Below are 24,743 nucleotides of genomic sequence, written 5' to 3' on the forward strand. Positions count from 1 at the left end.
CTTTTTGCATAGATGAATGCAGCGAAAATTAAAGTTGCGCATTAGATTTTCATCAAAGATGAAAATACTAAATAAGTTCAATTCTTTTTAAAGTATTTATGTTTCTATGTGGTTAGATTTTTTTATTCAAACGGAATCTTTACCACAGTTGCTTTTACATTTTTATCGCGTATGCTGATGAAAATTTCCGAATCAAGCGAAGCATTGTCAACGGTTACATAACCTAAGCCAATCGCCTTATTCAGCGACGGCGCTTGCGTTCCGCTGGTAACTTTTCCTATTTCATTTCCATTTGCATCAACGATTTTATAATCATGGCGGGGAATGCCGCGCTCCTGCATTTCAAATCCGACTAATTTTTTAGTAATACCATTTTCTTTTTGTGCAACAAATTTTTCCTGCGAAGTAAACGGCGTGGCTTTTTTCAGTTTTGTAATCCATCCAAGTCCCGCTTCGAGCGGCGAAGTGGTATCGTCAATGTCATTTCCATACAAGCAATAACCCATTTCCAGGCGAAGCGTATCGCGTGCGCCAAGCCCTGCCGGTTTAATGCCGTTTGTTTTTCCCGCTTCAAAAATGGCGTTCCAAATTTTATCGGCATTATCATCTTTATCTTCAAAATAAATTTCAACGCCGCCTGCGCCCGTGTAACCGGTTGCGCTGATAATCACGTTTTCAACTCCGGCAAAAGTTCCTTTTTCAAACGTATAATATTTTAGGCTCTGCAAGTCTGTTGAAGTTAATGGTTCCAGAATTTTACAAGCATTCGGTCCTTGAATGGCGAGCAAACAAGTTTTGTCGCTAATGTTGTGCATCTCCACATTTTCCGTATTGTGCGCTGCAACCCAATTCCAGTCTTTATCGATGTTAGAAGCATTTACCACCAACATATATTGCTGATTTTGCTCAATGCAATACACGAGCAAATCATCCACGATGCCGCCTTCGTCGTTCGGGAAGCAACTGTATTGCGCTTGTCCGTTTAAGAGTTTTGTAGCGTCGTTCGATGTTACGCGCTGAATCAAATCCAAAGCTTTATCGCCTTTTAAAATAAATTCGCCCATGTGGCTTACATCAAACACGCCTGCATTGTTGCGCACGGCAAAGTGTTCATCATTAATTCCCGAATAACTAATGGGCATATTGTAGCCGGCAAACTCAGCCATTTTCGCGCCAAGTGCAATGTGTTTCTCTGTAAACGGAGTATTCTTCATTCTGTTTTTATTAAAAATAATTTGGGTGTAAAAGTAAAGAATGTGCGTGTTGAGAGCAAATGTATTATCAGCTTTGCTCCACGCTTTCAATGAAACGAATTAAAGGCAAAGCATTGCTTCCGTCAAGCACAGATGCTGCGTGGTTTTGGAGCGAATCAATAACATCTGCAATCGCTTCGGAATGAAAATTTTTTTGTTCTGTCGAAATATTTTCCAAAGAAATGTTTTCTGCTAAGTCCGCATATTTAATTTGATTCAAATATTGGTCGCCGATTTTGATTGTTCCTTTTTCGGCAATAATAATAATGCCGCTTTCAAAATTTTTATTGAAGGTCGATGTCGTAAACGTAAAACTTCCCGCAACATTATTCGCGCTAAAATCAACAATGCCGGAATCGGAAAACTCAGTAAACGAATGATTAAAATTGAATGTGCGGGATGAAATACATTTTGCTTCGCCAAACCAATAATTGATTGCATCTATAAAATGCGAAAATTGCGTAAACAATACACCGCCGTCCATCGCACGCGAGCCGTGCCACTCGCGGCTTTTGTAATATGCCTCGTTGCGATTCCAATAGCATTGAATGTTGAGCAAATAAATTTTCCCGAGATGATGATTGTCAATTAATCGTTTTACAAAATTTACCGCAGGCGAAAACCGCAACTGCAGAAAAGAGAAAACACGTCTATTATTTACCTGCGCAACACGCAACATCTCTTCTGCATCTTTTGTATTCAGTGCAAGTGGTTTTTCTACAATCACGTGTTTGCCCGCATTTAAACATTGTATTGCTTGTTGCGCGTGAAGCCCGTTGGGCGTAGCAATGCACACGATTTCTGTTTCACTGTCTTTCTGTAAAAAATCGTCCAATGACGCATAATGCAACACGTCATTTTCTTGTAATGCTAAATGTTCTACAACCGAAATCAAACGAGCATTCGCGGTCTGTTCAATTGCCGCTTTGTGTATTTTACCAATGTGCCCGAAACCTATAATGGAAAAATTCATGCAAATTATTTATGTTGTAAAAGTAAAGAACAAATGGATGTGTTATTTTTGAAGACAGAAGAAAAACTTTATTCAATCGTATAAATTCTAAAAAAATTCTTTTGTACTTCGTTAAATCAAATTTTCTCTTACGCAACTTATATCCCAATCGTGTTTGGAAGAAAAATACGGAAGGCGAAAAAGTACTGTATTTAACTTTCGACGACGGTCCACACGAAACAGCAACTCCTTTTGCGTTGCACACACTACGCGGGTTTCAGGCGAAAGCAACTTTCTTCTGCATCGGAAAAAATGTTGAGCAGCATCCAACTATTTTTCAACAAATTTTAGACGAAGGACATTCCGTAGGCAATCATACTTTCAACCATTTGAATGGTTGGAAAACCGATGCAAAAACTTATCTGGAAAATATTGGACAAACAGAAAAAATTATTTCCACCCAACTTTTTCGTCCGCCGTATGGAAGAATGACAAAGCAGGAAGAAAAGATTTTTTTGCAACAATATCGGCAGCATCAAATTATTATGTGGGACGTTTTGAGCGGTGATTTTGATACAAAAATTTCGGGAGAAAAATGTTGGAATAATATTTTAAAAAATGCTGAAAGCGGCTCTGTGATTGTGTTTCACGACAGCGCCAAAGCATTTGACAGAATGAAAATTGCTTTGCCGAAAACGCTGGAATATTTTTCCGAAAAAGGATTTCGGTTTGAGAAATTATGAAATCCTAACCCGAATATTATACGTTCGTTTTTATCATCAGTTAAACATATTTTCCAACTTCGACAAGCTGAGAATTTGTATGCGGCTCCCTTGCAGGCTTATCAGTTTTTCATCTTTGAAATCGCTCAATGTGCGAATAAGCGATTCTTTGGCAACGCCTGCAATGGCGGCAAGATTTTCTCTTGATAAATCGATACAGAAATCTGCACTGTTCGTCGTGTTATATTTTTTATACAATGTAACCAACGTGTCGGCGACCTTTTTTCTTAAAGAATTATAAGCGGTGGACAATAATCGTTCTTCGTTGTCATAAATATTTCCGGCAAGTATGCCGATAAATTTTTTCATCACGGCAGGATTGCTGCCGAGCAACGCATCAAATTCCGACTTAGGAATAATTGCAAGCTCGGTTTCTTCCAATGCTTCGGCAGTTTCTTTATAAGTTGTTCCTTCGAGCAACGCCATATAACCGAGAAAATCGCCTTCATTGTACAAACCGATGATTAATTCTTTGCCGTCGTCGTTGCGTTTGTAGGTTTTCACTTTACCTTTTACCACATAAAACAATCTCGACGGATGATTGCCTTCGGAGTAAATCAGTTGCTTTTTTTTATACGAGTTTTCGCTTCTGTTTTCTTTTAATTCCTGCAAATAATCTTTGCCCGCCGATGCGGAAATAAGTTCATTCATGCCTTTTAAGTTACTTGCAAATTCTTCTTTCAACAGCGCTACTTTTTTCAATCTGCTTTCAATGGCATTCAATAATTCCGTTCCGTCAAACGGTTTTGTAATATAATCGTCGGCGCCCATTTCCATGCCCTTTCTTATCTCAGCTCTTTCCGATTTTGCAGTGAGAAAAATGAAAGGCGTATTTGCCAGCGCATTGTTTTTGTGCAGCATGTGCAGCACACCGTAACCATCGAGTACAGGCATCATAATATCACAAACTATTAAATCGGGTTTATGCTCTAAGGCGAGGCTTACGCCCACTTTTCCGTTTTCGGCAGTAAATACTTTGTAGCCTGCAAGCTCCAGTATTTCGGACATATTTTCTCTTATATCTGCATTGTCTTCTATCAATAAAATGGTTTGCATAAAACTTATTCTTTTGACAAATTAAAAGTTACCGTAAAGGTTGTTCCTTTTTCTTGTTGGCTGTTGCAGGTTATCGTGCCGTTCATCAATTCGGCGTATTTGCTCACAATATGCAAGCCAAGTCCCGTGCCCTGAATGTTGGTTACATTGGCGCCTCTGAAAAATCTTGAGAACAAATGTTGCTGGTCTTCTTCCGAAATACCGATGCCTTTGTCTTTGATGATAAAAATAAATTGATTCTCTGTTTTTTCGCTTGATAATTCAATTGCTGCGCCTTCGCCCGAAAACTTAATAGCGTTGGACAAAAGGTTCATTACGATGTGCTTCAGCAAGCTCGCATCGAGTAACACGCCCAAATCTCCTTTATGTACATACTCAATTTTTTGTCCGTTTTTGAGCAAGCCTTTCATTTCGCCAATTGTATTTTCAACAAGATGCTTGGCGTCGAAATTAGTATAGCGAACCTGTATTTTCCCTTCCTCGATTTTTCCTACGGAAAGGAAATCATTCAAAATATCCGTGAGCATATTAACCGACGAAACAATGCGCTGCACGTGCCTTTCGCGTTTTGGTTGGTCTTCTGTTTCGGTGTATTTCGATACGAGATAAATAGAAGAAAGTATGGTACTTAACGGCGTGCGAAACTCGTGCGATGCCATCGATACAAAGCGCGATTTCAGCTCGCTTAATTCTTTTTCTTTTTCCAGCGCTTCGCGCAAATCATTCTCCGTTTTCGCAAGCTGATTGACTGTATTGGTTAATGAAACAGTTCGTTGTTCAATTTTTGCTTCAAGCGCTTCGTTCAAATGTTTGAGCGCATCTTCGGCTTGCTTTCGTTTTGAAATATCGCTTACAAAGGCAATTGTATAATTGATATTATCCTCTTCATAATTTCCCAAACTTACTTCTACAGGAAACTCGCCGCCGTCGCTGCGCATGGCAAACAAGCTCATGCCAAGTCCCATCGGGCGGCTTTTCGGATGCTCGTTATAATTATGAACGTATTTTGTGTGCTTGTGATGAAAACGTGTAGGAATCAGCGTTTCGATAGATTTGCCTGTAATGTCTTCTTCTTTTTGATAATTAAATTGCTGAAGCAGAAAAGGATTTGCCTGAACAATTTTTCCATGCTCATCCACAATTACAATGCCCATAGAAGCATTGCGAAAAAGTGCGTCGAAACTAATGTTTTTTGTCTTATTCATTTGATGCAACTAACGTAAAGCAGTTCGCTTCAAATGTACACTTATTTTTGAGATGTGCTTTTATGGTTTTGACAAATATGTATTAAACGATATTTTTAATTGTTCAAATTCTAAGCGGCTTTTTTCAATATCGTCAGTCATTTGTGAAGCAAATTTTTTTAGTTGGCTTTTATCCGATGACTTATGCAAATGACTGCCTGCTGAAAGCATCATATTAATATCGTGGCGCAGCAAATCTACAATCTGGTCTTTTTCAATAAAGCGTTGCTGGAAGTATTCGGCGTACTCAATAAAATCCTTGCTCACATCTTGTTTTATGGCGTCCGCAAGACGATTTTTAAGAATAATATTTTCCTGCTTTATTTTTTCAAGAACCACCAACCACTGTTTAGCCTCGTTGCTGAACCACATTTCTACATTCTTTTGTTGAACGCTCAAAAATAGCGGAGTGTATTCTTGGGAAAGATGTTTTTGGTCAATAGCCATGATGACGAAAATCATTGTTTTATATAAAATTTATTCGGCGCAGGCATCAATTAATAAATGCCGGAAGTGGTGGACTGTGGAATGATAATTAACGGAATATTGCAATTGCGCGCCGTATCAATGATTTTGGTTCTAAGCGCCGTGCCTGTTTTATTTTTGTACTTGCCGCTCACGACAATGGCAAAAAAATCGAGCGACTTTATAAGTTTGTTTATCTCATGGAAAAAACTTCCCGAATAAATGCGCGTGCATACATGAATTTTGTCTTTGCCGCGCATTTCGGTGCGCAGTCTTAACTGATTAAGTTTTCTTTTTGTTTCACTTAAGAACTCTTCTCTACGCCCGCTTTCAGATTGTATGTAGCGTGGCATTATGTGAACCAGCATTACGCTTTGACTCGATTGCTTTGCCATTTCTGCTGCATAAAAAGCGGCTTCTTTTGATTCATCGGAAAAATCTACGGGAACAATAATCGTTTTCATCGGAACGGATTTTTTTAGTTTTTAAAAATAGTTTTGGTGGAGTTGTGCCGAATAATAATCGCTGCAATTTTGTTACCGTTTTCCGGTTTAGAAATTTGAACGGCGAAATTTTTAATAATTTTATAATCTCGTTTTATTTTCAAACACAATGCAAAGTTGTGAATATTGAAATTCGCCTGCAATGATGCGCATCACTGGAGCGCGTGCGTTTCGTCAGTCATTTATTTTTTCAATTGCTGACACTAATCATCCAATCTCGAAAGCATAGTCATTTGCAACATCTTGGGTGCGAATTAATTTTGTTTTATCTTTAAAGTACGAAACCACCAAAACGCTTTCCGCATGCTTTAAAAAGATTCATTGTATATCAAAATACAGTTCATGGACAAAAATGATATAAACAATATTATAAATGCACAAAACTCAAACCTTTCCACAGGATTGAGTTCGGCGGAAGCCGCGGCACGACTGCAAAAATCAGGCTTCAACGAAATTCCCGAAAACGAAGAAAGCACGGCAAAAAGAATTTTCAAAAGGTTTTGGTCGCCCATTCCCTGGATGATAGAAGCTGCAGCGTTACTTTCCGCCATCGCCGGCAAGTGGGACGATTTTATTATCATTTTAATTTTATTATTGGTCAATGTCGCAGTCGATTTTTTTCAGGAAGCCAAAGCGCTCAATGCTTTAAAAGCCCTGAAGGGAAGGCTTGCGAAAAAGGCTTTGGTTAAAAGAGACGGCGCATACAGCGAAATAGAATCGCGCCTCGTAGTGCCGGGCGATATTATCAAAATAAAAATCGGCGATATTGTACCCGCCGATTGCGTTGCTGTAAACGGAAGTTATTTGCAGGTGGATCAAGCCGCGCTTACGGGCGAATCGTTGCCCGCTAATAAAAAAACAGGCGACGAAATTTACGGCAACTCCATCGCGAAAATGGGCGAAATGGAAGCCGTGATTACGGCAACGGCGATGAATACTTTTTTCGGGAAAAGTGCGGCATTGGTTATTAAAGCAACTAAAGTCCAGAAGAGCCATTTCCAAAAAGCGGTTTTAAAAATCGGTAACGGATTGATTGTATTAACGATTTTTCTCGCGGTTATTTTAATTATCGTTTCCCTGTTTCGCCACGACCCAACGCTCGAAGTGTTGCGATTTATTTTGGTGTTGGTAGTGGCATCCATTCCGGTGGCGTTGCCGGCGGTTTTATCTGTAACCATGGCGGTGGGCGCAATGAACCTGGCGAAGAAGCAAGCCATCGTGAGCCGGCTCGCATCTATCGAAGAACTTGCCGGTGTGGACGTGCTTTGCAGCGATAAAACCGGCACGCTTACGCAAAATAAAATGAGTGTAACTACGCCATTGTTGTACAATCAATTCAGCGAAGAATTATTGTTTTTATACGCCGCGCTTGCCAGCCGAAAAGAAAACAACGACCCGATTGAAACGCCTTTGTTTGAAGAAATCAAACAAAAAAATCTGGAAGAAAAATTAGCTGCTTACCAAACGGAAAATTTTATTCCTTTCGACCCGGTCAGTAAAAAAACGAAAGTTACAGTAAAGCAAAACGATGAAGAATTGTGCGTCATCAAAGGCGCGCCGCAAGTGATTATTCAATTGAGTAATAATCAAACGCCCAAAAATAAAATCACGGAAGCCGTGCAGTCTTTTGCCGAAAGAGGTTTTCGCACGCTCGCCGTTGCCGTGAAGAAAAAGGATGAACAGGATTTTTCTTTCGTAGGACTAATTCCTTTGCAGGACCCGCCGCGCGAAGATTCCAAAGCCACCATTGCCGAAGCCAAAAAACTCGGCATTCATGTGAAAATGATTACCGGCGACAACGAAGCAATTGCACGCGAAATCGCGGGCGTACTGGACATTGGTACCAACATTATGGATACTGCCGAAATGCGCAGCGACGGAACGGTAAAAGAATTTTCCATGCTTGCGGAAATCATCGGCGAAGCGTTGATGAAAAAACTTTCGCCTTCGGCAGATGCAACGGAAATCCATGCTTTGAAAGAAGATTTGACGGCGCAGGTAAAAAAGCAATTCAGCGATGCCAATTTACCTTACGGTCATGTGCGCAAATACGAATCGGAAATCATTGAAGTGATTGAGCAGGCGGACGGTTTTTCACAAGTATTGCCGGAAGATAAATATTTCATCATCGACAGTTTGCAAAAAGCCGGACACATTGTTGGTATGACCGGCGACGGCGTGAACGATGCGCCTGCATTAAAAAAAGCCGATGCGGGCATTGCCGTGCAGGGCGCAACAGATGCCGCGCGTGCCGCTGCCGACGTAGTGTTGGTTTCGCCCGGACTGTCCGTTATTATTAATGCCATTCACGAAGCAAGGCTGGTGTTTGAACGGATGAAAAGCTACGCCACTTTTCGCATCGCGGAAACCATCCGCGTGATTTTGTTTATGACCATTTCTATCTTGGTTTTCAATTTTTATCCTGTTACGGCAGTAATGATTATTTTACTCGCTTTGTTGAACGACATTCCCATTATGATGATTGCTTACGACAATGCAAAAATCAGTAATGTGCCCGTGCGTTGGGATATGCGCGAGGTAACAATTGTGTCGTCCGTGCTGGGTTTTGCCGGCGTGATTGCTTCTTTTTTATTATTTTATTTATTGGAAAAAAATCACTTTTCGGAAGCCGTTATTCAGTCGATGATTTTCCTGAAACTTAGTGTAGCCGGGCATTCCACATTATATGTTACAAGAACCGGAGAAAAACATTTTTGGCAAAAACCATATCCTTCGCCCAAATTATTCATACCAACTTTTTCCACGCAAATCATCGCCACTATTGTAGCTGCGTGCGGCTTGTTTATGACAGGCATCGGCTGGAAATATGCGGGTTTGATTTGGGTGTATGCTTTGTTGTGGTTTGTGGTAAATGATTATCTCAAAGTTTGGACATTTAAGTGGTTAAGGAGTAATAAGGTTAAAGAGGAATCGTAAATAACATGCATTTGATGAAGTTGATAATACGGCTGCCTTTTGTTTTTTTTAAGTTGATGCTGTTGAAATAAATAAGAACACGCCTGAACGTCATTCCTGCGAAAGCAGGAATCTCTCTTCAGTTTTATCTTAGAAAAATGATGCAATACGGAGGAACTGTTTACATAATGACCAATGCGATACACACTGTTTTATACATTGGTGTTACCTCAGATTTGTATGCAAGAGTGAGCGAACATAAGGAGAAGAAATATCCAACCTCTTTTACCGCGAGATACAATTGCAGTAAGTTGGTTTATTATGAAACATTCAGCAGAATTGAGGAAGCAATTATCAGAGAAAAGCAAATGAAGAAATGGAAGAGGACATGGAAGTTGGAAGCAATCAATAAAATGAATCCGCAATGGAAAGATTTGTTTAAAACATTATAATGAGATTCCTGCTTTCGCAGGAAGGACGTGCGGTCGTTTTCATTTTCATTTTAAAATTAATACAACAGAAAGCTTTTGAACTTTACTGATTTCGTCGAAGTTGCGTTTATAAATTTTTAAAACAATTAAAAACAAAAAATTATGCCTGCAAAAAAATATATCTCTAACCTGCCTTATGCCTTGCCCGAAATCGAAGGCATGGAAGCGTTGGTGGAACTGGCGCTCGATATTCGCTGGTCGTGGAACCACGCGGCGGATAAAATATGGCAAGCCATTGCTCCCAAACTTTGGGCGCAAACGCACAATCCGCGCGTGGTGTTGCAATCCGCTTCGCGCAAAAAAATGGAAGAAGTTTTGGCAGATGAATCATTTAAAAATTTGTTGAATGAAGTAGTTTGCGCAAGAAAAGAAGATGCGGCAAACGATACATGGTTTTCCAAAAATTATTCGAGCAGCGTATTAAGCTGCATTGCTTATTTCAGCATGGAATATATGCTGAGCGAAGCTCTGCCGATTTATGTCGGCGGCTTGGGCAATGTGGCGGGCGACCAGTTAAAATCTGCGAGCGATTTGGGTGTGCCGGTGGTTGCTGTCGGGTTGCTTTACCAGCAGGGATATTTTCGCCAGGAGATTGATAAATACGGCAATCAGCAAGCAATCTTTCCATTCAACGACCCGGGACAATTGCCTGTTATGCCGGTGCGTCTGCCCGATGGTCAGTGGCTCAATATCGAAATCAATATGTCGGGTTTTCAACTGTTGTTGCGCGCGTGGCAAGTGCAGGCGGGGCGCGTAAAATTGTATTTGCTGGATAGCAATCATCCGGCGAATTTGCCCATTCATCGCGGCATCACTTCGGAGATTTACGGCGGTGGTGCAGAGTTGCGCATCAAGCAGGAAATTTTGTTAGGCATCGGCGGATGGAAATTGTTGCAGGCGTTAAACATTCATCCCGAAGTTTGTCATCTCAACGAAGGTCATGCTGCGTTTCTTATTCTGGAAAGAGCAAATGAATATATGAAAGCGGCGAATGTATCTTTTGAAGAAGCATTGACCGTTACGCGAGCAGGAAATCTATTTACCACGCACACCGCTGTGCCTGCGGGTTTCGACCATTTTTATCCTTCGCTGATGGAACAATTTTTTGCGGATTATGCCAATAAAGAATTGCACATCGATTTTCAGGATTTAATGGCGCTTGGCAGGCAAAATGCAGGCGATTTTTCCGAAAGTTTCAACATGGCTTATCTCGCTGTTCGCGGCTGCGGTGCGGTGAACGGTGTGAGCCAATTGCACGGCAGGGTGAGCCGTCATTTGTTTAGTCCGCTTTTTCCGCGCTGGGCAATTGCCGAAGTGCCTGTCGGTTCTGTTACCAACGGTGTGCATACGCCCACCTGGGATTCCGAACTTGCGGATAAATTATGGACAACGACCTGTGGCAAAAACCGCTGGCGCGACGAGACGGAAACTTTGGAAAATGATATTCAAAAATTATCCAAAGAAACACTCTGGAATTTCAGAAATGAATCAAGAAAATTGTTGGTTGATTTTGTAAGGGAAAAATTTGCTCGACAGGTTTCCGTTTCGGGCGAACCGGCGAATTTTGATAAAGATATTTTTCAGCACGAAACATTGACGCTTGGCTTTGCAAGACGTTTTGTTCCGTATAAAAGACCCAATCTTTTGTTGCACGATAAAGAAAGATTAGTTCGTTTGCTTACCAATAAAGATTGTCCCGTGCAGCTCGTAATTGCAGGCAAGGCGCCGCCTTACGACGAATCAGGCAAAGCGTTGATTCGCCAATGGGTGGAATTTATTGAGCAATATAACTTGTATCATCACGTCATTTTTCTCAGCGATTACGATATGTCGCTCTCGGAACATTTAGTGCAAGGCGTGGACGTGTGGCTCAACACGCCGCGCCGTCCGTGGGAAGCCTGCGGCACCAGCGGCATGAAGGTTTTGGTAAACGGCGGCATCAATCTTTCCGAACTCGACGGTTGGTGGGCGGAAGCCTACACGCCCGAAATTGGCTGGGCAATCGGCGATGGCTTGGAACATTCCGATGAAGCGGCTTGGGACGTCGCTGAGGCGGAAAGCTTATACCAACTTTTGGAACAACAAGTCGTGCCCGAATTTTACCGGCGCAATGAGAAAAATATTCCCGAAGCGTGGGTGGAAAGAATGCGTAAAAGCATGGCTACGCTTACGCCGCAGTTCTCTGCGAACCGCACCGTGCGCGAGTATGCCGAAAAATATTATTTGCCTGCGGCGGCGCAATACAAGCTGCGCGCGGCAGATAACGGGAAAATCGGGAAGGCGATTTTGCACACAAAAAATGAACTGAATAATATGTGGGCAAAAATAAAATTCGGCAATGTAGCGATTGGGCAAATCGACGGTGGTTATCAATTCGACGTGGAAATTTTATTGGAAGAAGGCAGGCTGGAAAATGTAGCTGTGGAAATGTTTGCCAACGGCATCAACGGCGCGGCACCGGAACACATAAAGATGCGCCGCGCTTCTGTTTCGGAAGATGGAAAAACTTATTTGTATGAAGCAAAAATTTTTACGCAAAGACCTTCGGACGATTATACGGCGCGCATTATTCCTGATTGTACAAACATTAATGTGCCGCTCGAATTAGAACTTATCCATTGGCAGCATTAGTGTTTTAATCTCAAAATTTTAGGCAAATGATACATTCCGAAAACCTGATATTAACGATTAACGCAGGCTCATCGAGCATAAAAATAGCGGTGTATGCAGCGGGCGAAAAACCTGTGTTGAAATTATCCGGAAAAATAGAGCATATCGGTTCGGAAAATAATTCATTAGTCATCAAAGAAGATAGCAAGGAAAGAAAAATTACGGTTAATACCGAATCTTTTCATTCAACAACTACATCGTTCATTGAATGGTTGGAAAAGCAGGAATGGTTTACGCAAGTCAAAGCAATCGGGCATCGCATCGTTCACGGAATGCAACATACGCAGGCGGAAATCATTACAGATGATTTATTGAAAGAATTACAAAGTATTGTTGATTACGACCCAGACCATCTTCCTTCGGAAATTGAAATCATCAATTTATTGAAAAAACAATTTCCGCAATTGGTGCAGGTGGCGTGTTTCGATACTGCTTTTCACACAACTATTCCCAACGTTGCAAAGCGTTTTGCCATCCCGAAAAAATATGATGAGCAGGGCATTCATCGTTACGGTTTTCACGGTATTTCTTACAGCTATCTGATGAATGAGTTGAGAGAGCAGAATCCGCCTGAAGCCGTAGGGCGTGTGGTTTTGGCGCATCTCGGCAACGGCGCAAGCATTGCCGCTGTGAAGGAAGGTAAATGTATCGATACAAGCATGGGCTTTACGCCCGCAGGCGGTATTGTGATGAGTTCGCGCAGCGGCGACCTCGACCCGGGCGTTGCGTGGTTTTTGATGCGCAAAGGAATGGACGCGAAACAGTTCAACAATATCATCAACCATCAATCGGGATTGTTGGGTATTTCAGGCATTTCAGCCGATATGCAACAATTGCTTTTGCAGGAAAAAGACAACGAAGATGCGGCTTTGGCAGTAGAAATATTTTGTTACCAAATTAAAAAATTCATCGGTGCCTACACGGCGGCTTTGAACGGCTTGGATGCGCTTGTTTTTTCCGGCGGCATCGGCGAAAACGCGGCAGTCATCCGCACACGGATTTGCAAAGGTTTGCAATATTTGGGAATAGAAATTTCTGCACAAAAAAATCAACACAATGAAAGAGAAATTTCTTCATCCGGCAGCAAAGTGAAAGTCTTTGTAATCCCGACGAATGAAGAATTGATGATGGCGAATCTCACAAATGAAATTTTAAATGGGCATAAAACCGAATGATATGGACGATATGAATATGAAAACACACGAGACAATGCACCATACGCATTCCAACCTTGATGCACATTCCATGAACCACAAGGGGCATAATCATCATGCCATGATGATTGCAGATTTTAAAAAGCGGTTTTATGTCGTGTTATTTCTTGCCATTCCGGTAGTGTTATTATCGCCCATGATACAACATCTTGTGGGTTTCACTTGGCGGTTTCCCGGCTCGTCTTATGTGTTGCTCGTTATTTCAACTATCATTTTTTTATACGGTGGGTTTCCTTTTTTGAAAGGATTAAAAAACGAATTGCGGCAAAAAAATCCCGGCATGATGACGCTGATAGGATTCGCCATCAGCGTTGCTTATATTTATAGCGCAGCAACTGTGTTCGGATTGAAAGGAACGGATTTTTTCTGGGAGCTGGCAACCTTAATCCTCATCATGCTTTTAGGGCATTGGATGGAAATGCAATCCATTGCCGGTGCGTCAAAATCGTTGGAACTGTTAGTACATTTAATGCCGTCCGACGCGCATTTACTGAAAGACGGAAATGTGCATGACGTTACAACCGATTCATTAAAAAAGGATGATATTATCTTAATAAAACCAGGCGAAAAAGTGGCTGCTGACGGCGTGATAACCGAAGGTGAATCTTACATAAATGAGTCTATGCTCACGGGCGAATCCAAGCCGGTGAAAAAAATCAAAGGCGACAAAGTGATTGCCGGTTCCATCAACGGAAACGGCGCCATTCAAATTAACGTGTCGAATGCATCCAAAGACTCCTATCTCGCGCAAGTCATCAGGCTCGTCGATGATGCGCAAAAAGCAAAATCAAAAACGCAGTTGCTGGCAGATAAAGCCGCGCGCTGGCTCACTGCTATTGCGCTGGCAGCGGGTATTATTACGTTTTTGTGCTGGTACGCAAGCGGGCACTCATTAGAGTTTTCCATTGCAAGAATGGTAACGGTAATTGTTATTTGTTGCCCACACGCGCTGGGATTGGCAGTCCCTTTGGTGGTGGCAAAATCCACTTCGCTGGCCGCAAAAAACGGTTTGCTAATTAAGGACAGAACGGCTTTTGAAAACGCAAGAAAAATTACGACTGTTGTGTTTGACAAAACAGGCACGCTTACCATAGGAAAGTTTGAAGTAGCGCGAATTGTTCCTGCAAAAAAAGATATAAGCGAAAATGAAATTATACAAACAGCAGCGGCGCTGGAACAAAACTCAGAACATCCGATTGCCACGGGCATTCTGCAAAAAGCGAAAGAATTAAATACACAAATTCCTGCGGCGGAAAATTTCAAAGCCATTCCGGGCAAAGGCGTCGAAGCAACTATTGACGGCAAGCAGACATTGGTGGTAAGTCCCGGCTATCTGAAAGAAAATAATATCACGTTTCCCGAAGGTTTTATTTCCAATGATTCGGAAACAATCGTGTTTGTCATCATTAATCACGAAACCGCCGGTTACATTGCGTTAGCGGACGCTATCCGCCCCGAATCGGCGGATGCTGTTGCTACGTTAAAAAAAGAAAATATCAAATCAATATTATTGACCGGCGATAACAGCAAAGTGGCAAAGACCGTAAGCGATACATTGAAGATGGATGGCTTTATTGCAGAAGTATTGCCGCACCAGAAAGCGGAAAAGATAAAGGAGCTGCAAAGCAAAGGCGAATTTATAGCCATGACGGGCGATGGCATCAACGACGCGCCGGCGCTGGCAGAAGCAAATGTTGGCATAGCAGTCGGCAGCGGCAGCGACATTGCCGCCGCTACTGCAGGCATCGTGCTGGTAAACAGCAACCCGGAAGATATTGCGAGCCTTATTTTATTCGGTAAAGCCACGTATAAAAAAATGTTGCAAAACCTGATATGGGCAACCGGCTACAATGTTGTTGCCATGCCGTTGGCGGCAGGCGTTTTGTATCATTGGGGAATTTTGCTAAGTCCCGCAGCCGGCGCGGCTTTGATGGCAATCAGCACCATCGTTGTCGCCATTAATGCAAGTATATTGAAGATAAAAAAGTAATAAATGTTTTTAAAAATATTAATCAATAAAATTCAATAAGATGGAAACACAAAATGCAACAAGAGAAGAATTATCAGAGGAATTATTAGAAAAAATGAACGCTTACTGGCGCGCCGCAAATTATTTGTCAGTCGGACAAATATATCTGCACGAAAATCCTTTATTGCGCGAACCCTTGAAGCCGGAACATATCAAAAGAATGTTGCTCGGTCATTGGGGAACAACGCCCGGACAAAATTTTGTGTATGCGCATCTCAATCGCATCATCAAAAAATATGATTTGGACATGGTATATATTTCCGGTCCGGGACACGGCGGTCCGGCGATTGTGGGCAATGTTTATCTTGAAGGAACATATAGCGAAGTCTATCCAGAAATTTCCGAAGACGAAGAAGGATTGAAAAAACTCTTTACGCAATTCTCTTTTCCCGGCGGCATTCCCAGCCATGTTTCTCCTGAATGTCCCGGCTCGATGCACGAAGGTGGCGAATTGGGCTATTCGCTGAGCCACGCATTTGGCGCGGTTTTCGACAATCCCGGTTTGATTGTCGCCTGTGTTGTCGGCGACGGCGAAGCGGAAACGGGACCGTTGGCAACGTCCTGGCATTCCAATAAATTTCTCAATCCACAGACCGACGGCGTAGTGCTGCCGATACTTCATTTGAACGGTTATAAAATTGCCAACCCGACGGTTCTTGCAAGAATTGGTAAAGAAGAATTGGAGAAATTGTTTTACGGTTACGGCTGGAAGCCTTATTTCATCGAAGGCGACGACCCGATGACGATGCACAAAAAAATGGCGGAATTGTTGGACACGGTAATTGAGGAAATAAAAGACATCAAACAATCTGCTGCGGAAAATCCCGGAGAAGACCGTCCGCGCTTCCCGATGATTATTTTAAAAACACCCAAAGGCTGGACGGGACCAAAGTTTGTAAACGGCTTGCCTGTCGAAGGCACTTTTCGCGCGCATCAGGTTCCGATTACCGACCCTGCGGAAAATCCCGAACATTTGAAGCAACTGGGAGAGTGGCTACAAAGTTACAAGCCCGAAGAATTGTTTGACGAAAAAGGAAGCCTTTTGCCAGAATTAAAAGCATTGGCGCCGCAAGGCGAAAAAAGAATGGGCGCCAACCCGCATAGCAACGGCGGTTTGCTGTTGAAAGATTTGCACATGCCCGATTTCAAAGAATACAGTTTAGAGCTGAAACGTAGAAGCGACACCGGTCCCGGCGATACGCTGGTGTTGGGCAGCTTTATCCGCGATGTGATAAAACTGAACATGGAATCCAGAAATTTCCGGCTCTTTGGTCCCGACGAAACATTGTCCAATAAATTAAATGCTGTGTTTGAAGCGACCAACCGGCAATGGGAAGGCGAAACGATTGACATAGATGAATTTTTGAAAAAAGAAGGTCGCGTGATGGAAATGCTGAGCGAGCACCAATGCGAAGGCTGGCTCGAAGGTTATTTGCTTACCGGACGGCACGGATTGTTTAATTGTTATGAAGCATTCATTCATATTGTCGATTCCATGTTTAACCAGCACGCAAAATGGCTGAAAGTTACGGCTGGCTTGCCTTGGCGTAGAAAATTGGCATCGCTGAATATTCTCTTGGCATCGCACGTGTGGCGGCAAGACCATAACGGTTTTACGCACCAGGACCCCGGATTTATCGACCATGTCGTAAACAAAAAAGCGGAGATTGTGCGGGTGTATCTTCCGCCGGATGCCAATTGTTTGTTGTCGGTTATGGACCATTGTTTGCGCAGCCGTCATTATGTGAATGTGGTGGTTGCCGGCAAACATCCGTCGCCGCAATGGCTGTCGATGGAAGAAGCTGTATTGCATTGCACCAAAGGCATCGGCATTTGGGAATGGGCGAGCAACGACGATGGCAAAGAACCGGACGTGGTGATGGCTTGCGCCGGCGACGTACCGACTCTGGAAACATTGGCTGCGGTGTCTATTCTCAGAAAAAATTTACCTGAATTAAAAATCCGTGTGGTAAATGTCGTGGATTTAATGAAGTTGCAACCTGCATCGGAACACCCGCACGGACTGAATGACAGCGACTTTGACGCTTTGTTTACCAAAAACAAACCCGTCATTTTTGCGTTCCATGCTTATCCCTGGCTCATTCATCGTTTGACGTATCGCCGCACCAATCACGATAATATTCACGTGCGCGGTTACAAAGAAGAAGGTACAATTACCACGCCTTTCGACATGACCGTGATGAACCAGCTCGACCGATTCGATTTGGTGCAGGACGTGATTGACCGCCTGCCGCAGTTAGGCGATAAAGGCGCTTACCTGAAACAGGAAATGAAAGATAAATTGATTGAGCATAAGCAATATATCGTAGCAAACGGAATTGATATGCCGGAAGTCAGAGACTGGTCTTGGGGAGTTTAGCAAAAAGACATTATTTACCAATTCGCCACTATTTTAAAATTCAATAATCTCGGCGTTAAGCGATTGGGCAAGGCATACGTTTCGTTATCAAAAGATTTGAGTAAAGTATAACTAATCGTATTGTCGTGGTTGATTAAGTTGAACACTTCCAGACTCGCCCAAATATTCTTAACGCCGAGAAACGGCGAATGACTTCTTTGCTTGCGCGCGGCATCCAACAGCAATGCGCTGAAACCAATGTCTACACGCAGGTACGAAGGAATTTCCAATGCATTTCTGTAACGTGTACTTCCGGGAATATTGTACGGCATATTCGTGCCGAACAACGTGTTGAGATACACTTTAAAATTTTTATTCTGCGGCAGGTAATCTTGAAAGAACATTCCGAAAGTTACCAACCTGTCCGTTGGTCGACGCACCCAACCTACGGAACGCGTTGCGCTGTCTGCGACAACTTTATCTTGTGAAGATGCCGTAATTGTTTCGCCTTCGGCATTCAGATAATCGGTATAATTTAATCCCGAAATATTTTCTTTCGTGCGCATAATACCGAGGCTCAGCCAACTGTCCGCATCTTTTACGAGCTGTGCAAACAAGCGCGTTTCGATGCCGTAAGCATAAGCCTTTGCATCATTATTTGCATAGTATTGAATGTTCACATTGTTGATGTCGTAAGGGTCCACGTCCCACATATTTTTGTAATAAGCTTCGGTTGTCCAGCGCGCCGGACGGTCAAAAACTTTTAAGTTGTAATCTACGCCTACAACGGCTTGCCAGCTTTTTTGCGCTTTCAGTTGTGTGTTCACGCTGCCGTCAAACGCAATCATTTCGCGGTAAAACGGCGGCTGGTCATAAATGCCTGCAGAGGCTTTGAACACCACATCTTTTTGCCAGTTTTTCGGCTTGAAAGAAAATCCTACGCGCGGCGAAACGAGAAATTCTTTATTCAGATTATTATAATTAAATCTTGCGCCCACCTGCAATGTATAAGCCGAAGAATCGTTGAATAAAATATTGTCCTGAGCAAATCCACTGAAGCGTGTAATGTCGAGATGCTCATTATTCTGTAACACATTGCTCATCAAAACCTGCGTGCCCGTGTGCGGCAAAGAATAGCCTGCGGAATCGCTGTACGTCCATTGATTCATCAGGCTCGAAACCGTTTGTCGTTCTGCTTTTGCGCCCCATTGAATGAAGTTTTTTCCGCCGTTGTAACTTCCCAAATGCTGCGCCGACCACAGGTCTATTTTCAAATTATTTCTTGCAAAATTTTGTGTAGAACCTTCGCCAAGCAAGTTATCCGGGTCGGTATCAATGTTGCCGTTAGCATCGCGGTTGCCGAAAATATAGGAGCCTGTGATGTCGGTATTTTGCCGTTCGTTATCGCGGAAATAGCCGAACAAATATTTTAAAGTAAACTTATTATTTGGCTTGTGAATGAAAGTTAATCCTGCAAAGTTGGTGGTATACTTATCTTTCTCTGAGCCGGTAAAGTCAATATTTGCGCCGTAATCGGCAACATACAAAGGCGAGAAAACGCTCGCCATCAATTGCTCCGATTGCGGGTAAAAAGTAAATTTTGTTTTGGAATAATTGCCCAACAATTCCATACTGAATTTCTTACTGAAACTGTATGTAAGCAACGCCTGCGCATCTGCCGAAGACGGAATATAACTGCCTTGCGTAGGCTGGCTTTTTGTAACATTACTATTGTCCCGATTGCGTACACCGACAACATAAGTGAACTTTTTATTCTTGCTCAAACCTTCGAAACTCAAGCCTTGTTCAAGCAAACTCACATAAGCCTGTCCGTGATTTTCCGTAGGATGAATATAGGTTACATCCAACGCGGAACTCATTTTGTCGCCATACTTTGCCTGAAATCCGCCGGTATAAAATTGTACATTTTGCGTAAGCATCGGGTTGATAAAACTCAGCCCTTCCTGCTGTCCGCTGCTGACCAGAAACGGACGATAAATTTCAAAACCATTCACATAAACGAGGTTCTCATCGTAGTTTCCGCCGCGCACGGAATATTGCGAAGTCAATTCGTTGTTACTGCCGACCAATGTTTTGATTAAGCCTTCGATGCCGTTTACCGGCGACGGATTGAGAATTGCTTTATCAGGCGAAATCTCAATCAAACCTGTTTGTTGCCGTTGTTTTTCAGATGAAACCGTAACATCGGCAAGCGTGGTATTTTTTTCTGTAATAAAAATAGTTACAGTTTGTGTTTGATTTTTTTCTATAAAAAATATTTTTTCCAACGAATTATAATTCGCCGCCGAAAACTCAATCTTCACGGGCATTTCCGCCGGAACGGACAATTTAAAATATCCGCTGTCGTTGCTGTAAATGCCTTGCGCATTTTCTTTGATATGCACAAAAATATTGGATAAAGGATGTTGGTTTTCGTCAAAAATTCTTCCCGAAATAAAAGCGTTGTTTTCCTGCGCAAAGAGCTTGGCAGAAAAGAAAAAGCTAAACAAAAAACAAAAAATAAATGTAATTGCTGTTCGGGAAATGACTGTTGTTCGGGATTTGCAATCCCGAACACTTATCTGTGCATTTGTAATACACATTATTTCGTGGATTGCAAATCCGCCGATACAGCTTCGACATTGCAAATGTCGAAGAGCAGAAATAAGTATCGTCTTTTTCAAAAAAGTAAAATGTAATTCAGGTTAAAAATAGAGATTCTTCAAAAGCCGATGAAACTTTTTATATAACGTGTTTGATGCAGAAAATATTTTCCGTTGGCATATTTATAGAAAACCGCAGGTAGGATTTTAGTTGGAAGAATCAAAATCAAACAACTGTTTCGGATGTATGCCCATTGTTTTGGCAATTAAAAAAGCATGGCTTAAACTAGTGTTGATTTCGCCTCGCTCGATTCTGCCGATTTGGGAAATGGGCAAATCACAGCTATTGGCTAATTGCTCTTGAGACAACTTCTTTTCAGTCCTAATCTTTTTCAGATTTTGACCGAATAATTGCAAACTGTGCTCGTCTCTCAAGTAGCGTTTTTTCACTACTCAAAATGACATTAATTATCGCTTTCAGATAAGAGCAAATTTGCTCTTATCTGAAATATTTACATATCTTTGGCGGAACATTAAAAGATAACTCAATTAATTCTGTATGAAGCGAAAATTTATCAGCGTTGCAGCGTATATTATTCTTGCCGTCTTATTTTTAATATTAATAGTTTTAGGAACGTACGTGTACAGGTATGACAGCATATCGTTTATCAACAGATTGAAAGCAGAGACTACTACTTATGGATTATTCAGAACGAAAGCCAATCAGAACGATTTAAAATTAAATTCAGATTCTACATTTGTCATAATGGTTTTCGGACAGTCCAATTCTGCCAATTCAAGTACATATTATTATCGACCTATTCATAAAATATACAATTTCTATAACGGAAATTTTTATATAGCCAAAGAGCCTCTTCTCGGACGGCAATCAGGACTGGGTGGAAGTGTGTGGACGATGCTGGGCGATAAGCTGATAGACGCTCACTTATGCAATAATGTAATTTTTGTACCGATAGGAATCGGCGGAACAAAAATAGAATTATGGGATTCCGGGTATTGCCACAAGATTTTGATAAATACCTTAAAACAATTACAGCAGAAAAAAATTAAACTGACACATATAATATGGCATCAGGGAGAAGCTAATTCAAGAAGAACTACGGAAAATAATTATAAAAACCATCTGTTAAATATTTTCAATACAGTAAGACAATACGGGCAAACTGCACCCATTTATTGCAGCATAGCATCCTATACGCCAAGTGATGAACTTATAAGCACTAAAGACTTAGACAGCAATATTACAAATGCACAAAAAGAAGTGATTAATTCAACTCCAAATGTTCTTGCCGGACCTGATACAGATTCTTTAATTTTAGGAGCTTACAGGAATGGACCTCACTTTACAAAAACAGGATTGGAAGCATTCTCCTCTTTACTGCTGAATGCAATCAAAGACTCAAGTGAAATAATTAAAAACTAATTTCTTAGTTTCAGCAAATATTCGTGTAAATCTGTATGCTCATCAATACCGAAAGATTGTAATTTTTTTGTGTAAAAATCTTTCACGTCTTTCCATTTGTAATAAGGAAAAGTCGTGGTAGAAATCGGCAAATGAACTTCTTGCTCATTGTGCAGAACCTTTACCAGATAAGCATTTCCATTACTGTATAAAATCCATTGAATGTTGGATGCCATTTGCATAATTTTTTCCGCATGCCAGTTTTTGGCATAGTCAAAAACAGAAGTTGAAGTATGGCTTGCCTGCGGAATTTCCATAATCGTTGCAAAAGGAGAAATAGCTTCGGCATGTGTAAAATTCAGTTTCGCATCCAGGCTGCTCGGTTGCTGAATTGCCGTATCAATGGAATTTAAAAAATCCGCCAGCAAAGGCGCAGCTATCTTTATTTGTATGCCGTTGATATTTTCGCCCGGTCCTTTCTCATAAAAATCTTCTGCCATGTTTACAAAATCTAACCATTGCAAATCCTTTGTGGTAAAAGCTTTTGCGAGAATTGTAAAATCACTTCCACTCCAGCCTTTTGCCGCAATTTCTTTTTTCATCAAAGGGTAAATGCAATACAAGTCATATAAATTTTGCGTGAGTTCCCATGCATTTGCAGTATCGAAACTTTTAAACACGCGCGAACATATATTCTTTGAAACCTGTATGGTGCGTGGGTTTTGGAGTAATGAATCCATTTTTGATTTTATAAGACTTCCTTTTTTATATTTTTTGTATGCGGAAGAAATATTCCAAAATCTCAGCGCATCATTCAGAGAATCGGGCGGCGAAGCAATATGAATTTTCGATGAATCGTATTTGCCGAAACCTTGCATAAAAGCTGCTTCACTTTGGTGTGTTCTCAATTCATTTGTCCACACAACATCAACGCCTCTGCCCTGCCAAACGGAAGGATAATTTTCTCTCATTCTTTCTCCGATTCCGCGCAATTCATCTTTACCCGAAAGTGTAATATTTCCGTACTCATTTTTTTGAACAGCATATATTTTTTTTACGGCAATCAAAATTTTTTTGCCTAACGGCGTCAGATTTTTTTGCTCCATTATTTTCAGCAAATCCATGTCAGCGCCGGGTTTTGTGAAAAATCGTGAAGCGTGGCGACCGGTATATTCTATAAACACAGGCTTGTAGCCTGAAGGCGCAGACGTATAGTTTTGTGGTTGAAAATTGTACGGCGATTTGGTGCCGGCATAATTGTATTGCGCATGAATATTTCCACAACACAAGAGGCACGAAATATTGACTGCAATAAAAAATTTCAAGATATTCATAATATACAAATATAAAAACGCGGCATCTATATTGATGCTGCATTTATTTTCCATACAAATTACCCGGCATCCAAACTTGAACCTAAATGTTTATTACCATTCCCATTGGAAGGATACGCGCCCAAATCCACACTGGGAGCGGTTTCCGACGCACCCAACGTACCGCCTTGCGGCACGGTTTTCATCGGCTGTCCGCTTGCATCGCCTTTGCCTAACGCCGGGCTTCCAGGCAATAAATTAAAATCATAACCTTCGGCAGTTACAATTCCCAAAGGCATTTGTGATGCTGTCAGAGGCGTTGCCGGAACATCATATTTTGAATAATCGAATTGGTTGACATCGTAAGAAATAAAGTTCGGAAGGTTAGTATTCGGTGCGGAGCCTGCAATATCCTTATTGCCCAAAACGCGGTCATCTGCATAACTGTCCTGGTCGGCAAATTGGTCAATCAAAGATTGTGCATCGGCATAATAAAACTGATTATTATGCGAAATGTTCGCATAGTCTGCATCCGGTGTTATGCGTAATCCGTAACGGCAGTTGATGATGATATTGTTATAAATTTTTCCAGATGCGCCTTTTTCATAATCGATAGAACCGCCGCGTCCGCCTTTCGACTGGCGAAAACCTGAATTAAGAATCGTATTGTTGTACAAGAAAATATTTGTCTCCGTGCCGCCGCCGCTGTTGGAAATTTTGAAGCCGTTGGTAGCGCCGCCAATGATTAAATTATACGCCACATCGCCAAAAGAATTATTTTTAATATTCACAACATCGCCGCCCGTGGTGCCACAGTTTTCAAAAGTGTTGCGCATAATGCTCACGTTGCCGTGAATGATGCGGAAACCATCGTCTTTTGTACCGTAAAACCATGAATCTTCAACAATTACGTTCCCGGTCGGGTTGGTATAAGTAAAGCTATTGCGCGGGTCGCCGCTTTCAAATATTTCAGGGTCGTTGTTAATGCCTGCGGGTCCGCCGGCAAATTCAAGATGCGTCCATTTCAAAATAAGGTCGCCACTATTGGCGCCGCACTGAATGCCGCCCCAATAACCTTTGCCTGCATTTTCGGCTTTACGCAAATCGTCGGAAACGGTAATAAAATTCGGTTGGTCTTCCGTGCCGATGCTGATAAAAGTGCCGTTGCAGGTAATTTGCGGACTTGTTTCGGCGCTCGCGCCATCGCCGAGCGAAATGAGTTTTGAACCCGCTTCCATATACAGCGTATCGCCTTCGTTAATGGTAATATCGCTTTTGAAATAATATGTTTTGCCACTGATTAAAGTTCCTTTTACCGTGCCGCTCAACGTATCGCTTGTGATGCCTTGCGACTGGTTGATTTGAAGCGGCTGAATGTATGTTTCTAATTCTTTGTCGCAGGAAGCAAAGGCTGCGCATACTGCCAATACCGAAATAATAAGTTTATAATTTATAATATTTCGTTTCATA

Annotated in this window: 18 protein-coding genes; 8 read left to right on the forward strand and 10 right to left on the reverse strand. The window is 41.9% G+C overall.

What is annotated here, in order from left to right; genetic code table 11:
• Positions 1-122: 122 nt before the first annotated feature.
• Together gcvT and A9P82_RS11335 are read right to left on the reverse strand one after the other, a co-directional pair.
• On the reverse strand, positions 123-1,214 hold the full coding sequence (gene gcvT, locus A9P82_RS11330; RefSeq protein ID WP_066209864.1) for a glycine cleavage system aminomethyltransferase GcvT: 1,092 nt from the start codon (positions 1,212-1,214) through the stop codon (positions 123-125).
• Positions 1,215-1,281: 67 nt separating this feature from the next.
• On the reverse strand, positions 1,282-2,226 hold the full coding sequence (locus A9P82_RS11335) for a Gfo/Idh/MocA family protein (RefSeq protein WP_066207906.1): 945 nt from the start codon (positions 2,224-2,226) through the stop codon (positions 1,282-1,284).
• A 101-nt stretch (positions 2,227-2,327) separates the two neighbouring features.
• Between A9P82_RS11335 and A9P82_RS11340 the strand changes: the two genes are divergently transcribed.
• Positions 2,328-2,948 carry a polysaccharide deacetylase family protein gene (locus tag A9P82_RS11340; protein ID WP_066207907.1) on the forward strand — a complete coding sequence of 207 codons (621 nt, stop codon included), beginning with the start codon at positions 2,328-2,330 and terminating at the stop codon, positions 2,946-2,948.
• Positions 2,949-2,984: 36 nt separating this feature from the next.
• On the opposite strand, the gene A9P82_RS11345 is transcribed toward A9P82_RS11340, so the two are convergent.
• The 4 genes from A9P82_RS11345 to A9P82_RS11360 are packed head-to-tail and all read right to left on the reverse strand — an operon-like array spanning position 2,985 to position 6,216.
• Positions 2,985-4,043, reverse strand: coding sequence for a response regulator (locus A9P82_RS11345; RefSeq protein WP_066207908.1), 1,059 nt, complete (start codon positions 4,041-4,043; stop codon positions 2,985-2,987).
• Between the two features lie 5 nt (positions 4,044-4,048).
• Positions 4,049-5,248, reverse strand: a complete 1,200-nt coding sequence (locus A9P82_RS11350) for a PAS domain-containing sensor histidine kinase (RefSeq protein WP_066207909.1) — start codon at positions 5,246-5,248, stop codon at positions 4,049-4,051.
• 60 nt (positions 5,249-5,308) lie between these two features.
• The gene (locus tag A9P82_RS11355; protein ID WP_156522674.1) at positions 5,309-5,749 is read right to left on the reverse strand and encodes a hypothetical protein; all 441 of its coding nucleotides are present in this window, start codon (positions 5,747-5,749) and stop codon (positions 5,309-5,311) included.
• 35 nt (positions 5,750-5,784) lie between these two features.
• Entirely contained in the window at positions 5,785-6,216 is a 432-nt protein-coding gene (locus A9P82_RS11360) for a universal stress protein (protein ID WP_066207912.1), read from the reverse strand.
• A 381-nt stretch (positions 6,217-6,597) separates the two neighbouring features.
• On the opposite strand from A9P82_RS11360, the gene A9P82_RS11365 reads away from it, so the two are divergent.
• From A9P82_RS11365 to A9P82_RS11390, 6 genes are all read left to right on the forward strand, one after another.
• On the forward strand, positions 6,598-9,192 hold the full coding sequence (locus tag A9P82_RS11365) for a plasma-membrane proton-efflux P-type ATPase (protein ID WP_066207913.1): 2,595 nt from the start codon (positions 6,598-6,600) through the stop codon (positions 9,190-9,192).
• A gap of 137 nt (positions 9,193-9,329) precedes the next feature.
• Positions 9,330-9,623, forward strand: coding sequence for a GIY-YIG nuclease family protein (locus A9P82_RS11370; protein WP_231891148.1), 294 nt, complete (start codon positions 9,330-9,332; stop codon positions 9,621-9,623).
• A 141-nt stretch (positions 9,624-9,764) separates the two neighbouring features.
• Positions 9,765-12,293, forward strand: coding sequence for an alpha-glucan family phosphorylase (glgP, locus tag A9P82_RS11375; RefSeq protein WP_066207914.1), 2,529 nt, complete (start codon positions 9,765-9,767; stop codon positions 12,291-12,293).
• 26 nt (positions 12,294-12,319) lie between these two features.
• Positions 12,320-13,507 (forward strand): acetate/propionate family kinase, encoded by a 1,188-nt coding sequence (locus A9P82_RS11380; RefSeq protein ID WP_066207915.1) that lies wholly within the window; start codon positions 12,320-12,322, stop codon positions 13,505-13,507.
• Positions 13,488-15,536 carry a copper-translocating P-type ATPase gene (locus tag A9P82_RS11385; protein ID WP_231891149.1) on the forward strand — a complete coding sequence of 683 codons (2,049 nt, stop codon included), beginning with the start codon at positions 13,488-13,490 and terminating at the stop codon, positions 15,534-15,536. Before A9P82_RS11380 ends, A9P82_RS11385 begins: the two co-directional genes overlap by 20 nt.
• A 40-nt stretch (positions 15,537-15,576) precedes the next feature.
• Complete coding sequence (locus A9P82_RS11390) at positions 15,577-17,955, forward strand: phosphoketolase family protein (RefSeq protein WP_066207916.1); 2,379 nt, start codon at positions 15,577-15,579, stop codon at positions 17,953-17,955.
• A 14-nt stretch (positions 17,956-17,969) separates the two neighbouring features.
• Here A9P82_RS11390 and A9P82_RS11395 read toward each other — a convergent pair whose 3' ends face one another.
• Entirely contained in the window at positions 17,970-20,444 is a 2,475-nt protein-coding gene (locus A9P82_RS11395; protein WP_231891150.1) for a TonB-dependent receptor, read from the reverse strand.
• Between the two features lie 300 nt (positions 20,445-20,744).
• Positions 20,745-20,972 carry a helix-turn-helix domain-containing protein gene (locus A9P82_RS11400; protein WP_066209873.1) on the reverse strand — a complete coding sequence of 76 codons (228 nt, stop codon included), beginning with the start codon at positions 20,970-20,972 and terminating at the stop codon, positions 20,745-20,747.
• A 124-nt stretch (positions 20,973-21,096) separates the two neighbouring features.
• On the opposite strand from A9P82_RS11400, the gene A9P82_RS11405 reads away from it, so the two are divergent.
• The gene (locus A9P82_RS11405; RefSeq protein WP_066207918.1) at positions 21,097-21,981 is read left to right on the forward strand and encodes a sialate O-acetylesterase; all 885 of its coding nucleotides are present in this window, start codon (positions 21,097-21,099) and stop codon (positions 21,979-21,981) included.
• Here A9P82_RS11405 and A9P82_RS11410 read toward each other — a convergent pair.
• Together A9P82_RS11410 and A9P82_RS11415 are read right to left on the reverse strand one after the other, a co-directional pair.
• A complete protein-coding gene (locus A9P82_RS11410; RefSeq protein ID WP_197492155.1) occupies positions 21,978-23,294 on the reverse strand; it encodes a histidine-type phosphatase in 1,317 nt (438 codons plus the stop codon). The two genes, A9P82_RS11405 and A9P82_RS11410, sit on opposite strands and share 4 nt — an antisense overlap.
• 59 nt (positions 23,295-23,353) lie before the next feature.
• Positions 23,354-24,742, reverse strand: coding sequence for a right-handed parallel beta-helix repeat-containing protein (locus tag A9P82_RS11415; protein WP_066207922.1), 1,389 nt, complete (start codon positions 24,740-24,742; stop codon positions 23,354-23,356).
• Position 24,743 lies beyond the last annotated feature (1 nt).

The organism is Arachidicoccus sp. BS20 (assembly GCF_001659705.1).
GTDB lineage: Bacteria > Bacteroidota > Bacteroidia > Chitinophagales > Chitinophagaceae > Arachidicoccus.

Bases quoted from the DNA above. Each gene is read 5' to 3' on its own strand.
- A9P82_RS11385 (WP_231891149.1), top strand. From the start codon at position 13,488: ATGGGCATAAAACCGAATGATATGGACGATATGAATATGAAAACACAC.
- gcvT (WP_066209864.1), bottom strand. From the start codon at position 1,214: ATGAAGAATACTCCGTTTACAGAGAAACACATTGCACTTGGCGCGAAA.
- A9P82_RS11365 (WP_066207913.1), top strand. From the start codon at position 6,598: ATGGACAAAAATGATATAAACAATATTATAAATGCACAAAACTCAAAC.
- A9P82_RS11380 (WP_066207915.1), top strand. From the start codon at position 12,320: ATGATACATTCCGAAAACCTGATATTAACGATTAACGCAGGCTCATCG.
- A9P82_RS11390 (WP_066207916.1), top strand. From the start codon at position 15,577: ATGGAAACACAAAATGCAACAAGAGAAGAATTATCAGAGGAATTATTA.
- A9P82_RS11370 (WP_231891148.1), top strand. From the start codon at position 9,330: ATGATGCAATACGGAGGAACTGTTTACATAATGACCAATGCGATACAC.
- A9P82_RS11360 (WP_066207912.1), bottom strand. From the start codon at position 6,216: ATGAAAACGATTATTGTTCCCGTAGATTTTTCCGATGAATCAAAAGAA.
- A9P82_RS11345 (WP_066207908.1), bottom strand. From the start codon at position 4,043: ATGCAAACCATTTTATTGATAGAAGACAATGCAGATATAAGAGAAAAT.
- A9P82_RS11355 (WP_156522674.1), bottom strand. From the start codon at position 5,749: ATGATTTTCGTCATCATGGCTATTGACCAAAAACATCTTTCCCAAGAA.
- A9P82_RS11410 (WP_197492155.1), bottom strand. From the start codon at position 23,294: ATGAATATCTTGAAATTTTTTATTGCAGTCAATATTTCGTGCCTCTTG.
- A9P82_RS11335 (WP_066207906.1), bottom strand. From the start codon at position 2,226: ATGAATTTTTCCATTATAGGTTTCGGGCACATTGGTAAAATACACAAA.
- A9P82_RS11405 (WP_066207918.1), top strand. From the start codon at position 21,097: ATGAAGCGAAAATTTATCAGCGTTGCAGCGTATATTATTCTTGCCGTC.
- A9P82_RS11415 (WP_066207922.1), bottom strand. From the start codon at position 24,742: ATGAAACGAAATATTATAAATTATAAACTTATTATTTCGGTATTGGCA.
- glgP (WP_066207914.1), top strand. From the start codon at position 9,765: ATGCCTGCAAAAAAATATATCTCTAACCTGCCTTATGCCTTGCCCGAA.
- A9P82_RS11350 (WP_066207909.1), bottom strand. From the start codon at position 5,248: ATGAATAAGACAAAAAACATTAGTTTCGACGCACTTTTTCGCAATGCT.